The sequence below is a fragment of the Dactylosporangium sp. NPDC049525 genome, assembly GCF_040676755.1.
Classification (GTDB): domain Bacteria; phylum Actinomycetota; class Actinomycetes; order Mycobacteriales; family Micromonosporaceae; genus Dactylosporangium.
This window is the reverse complement of sequence record NZ_JBFAPO010000154.1, coordinates 1-1,467: the sequence shown is the minus strand read 5'-3', so window position 1 is coordinate 1,467 and position 1,467 is coordinate 1. Positions and strand designations below refer to the sequence as shown.

Annotated in this window: 2 protein-coding genes; both read left to right on the top strand. The window is 68.4% G+C overall.

The window, feature by feature from the left end; genetic code table 11:
* Window positions 1-654: acyl-CoA dehydrogenase family protein (locus tag AB0K00_RS57735; RefSeq protein WP_363540222.1), on the top strand; the 654-nt coding region annotated here is incomplete at its 5' end.
* A gap of 11 nt (window positions 655-665) precedes the next feature.
* Window positions 666-1,448 carry an SAM-dependent methyltransferase gene (locus AB0K00_RS57730; RefSeq protein WP_363540220.1) on the top strand — a complete coding sequence of 261 codons (783 nt, stop codon included), beginning with the start codon at window positions 666-668 and terminating at the stop codon, window positions 1,446-1,448.
* The last annotated feature ends 19 nt before the right edge of the window (window positions 1,449-1,467 follow it).

Below are 1,467 nucleotides of genomic sequence, written 5' to 3'. Positions count from 1 at the left end.
ACCGTCTTCGCCCGTACCGCCGACACCGGAGCCGATGGCATCACGGCGTTTCTCGTGCCCGCCGACGCCCCCGGCCTCGCCGCGTCGACGCCCGAACGCAAGATGGGGTTGAAAGGCTCCCCGACCGCCCGGCTGACCCTCAACCAGGTTCGGGTGCCGGACAGTCGCCGCATCGGCGCCGAAGGTCAAGGCTTCACCATCGCTATGTCCGCGCTCGACGCCGCCCGCCTCGGGGTGGCGGCCTGCGCGACCGGTATCGCCCAGGCCGCGCTCGACGAAGCGTTGTCCTACACCGCCACCCGCCACCAGTTCGGCCGGCCGATCGCGAGCTTTCAGGGCCTGCAGTTCATGCTCGCCGACATGGCCACCCAGATCTGCGCCGGCCGGGCGCTCTACCTGGCCGCCGCTCGCCGCCGCGACAGCGGACAGCCGTTCACCCAACAGGCCGCCATGGCCAAGCTCTTCTGCACCGACACCGCCATGCGTGTCACCACCGACGCGGTCCAGCTCCTCGGCGGCAACGGCTACACCCTCGACTACCCCGCCGAGCGCTACATGCGCGAGGCCAAGGTCATGCAGATCGGGGAAGGCACCAACCAGATCCAGCGCATCGTGATCGCCCGCCACCTCGCACAGGCCAACCTCCGACCGTAGGGATCCTGGCCATGACCGACGACAAACCATCCCCAGCACGCATGTACGACTACTTCCTGGGCGGCACACATCATCTTCCAGTCGACCGGGCCGCCGCGGCCAGAGTCAATGAGCTCGTCCCCTACACCCGCGAGATCGTCTGGGAAAACCGGCACTTTCTCCGGCGCGCCGTCAGGTACCTGGCGAAGCACGGCATACGGCAGTTCATCGACATCGGCGCGGGGCTGCCCACACAGGGAAACGTCCACGAGATCGCCCAGGACGTAGCGCCCGATGCTCGTGTCGTCTATGTCGACAACGACCGCACGGTGCTCGACCAAGCAGACCAACTCCTCACCGAGATTGACGGGGCGATCATCCTCGGCGCGGACGTCCGCCAGCCACGATCCATCGTCGACAGCCCCAGACTCCGCGAGTTTCTCGACCTCGACCAGCCGGTCGCGGTACTCATGATCGCCGTGCTGCACTTCATCACCGACGACCACCACCCGCAGTTCATCGCCGACACCATCCGGGACGCCATGGCGCCTGGCAGCTTCCTGGTACTGACCCACCTCACCACCGACGGCCCCGATCCCGCCGCAGTCGCCCGCACCGTCGAGGTGTACCGGCAGGCCAGCGCCCCCATCGTCTTCCGCCCGCGGGAGACCATCGAGCGGTACTTCACCGGACTCGAACTCGTCGCACCCGGCCTGGTCCGCCCGAGCCGATGGCGCCCCGACCCGACCACCGCCCCGGGACCCGGCTGGCTCTACGCCGGCGTCGCCACGAAACGAACACACGACACGCCATGAGGTCCAGCCCCGTCACCGC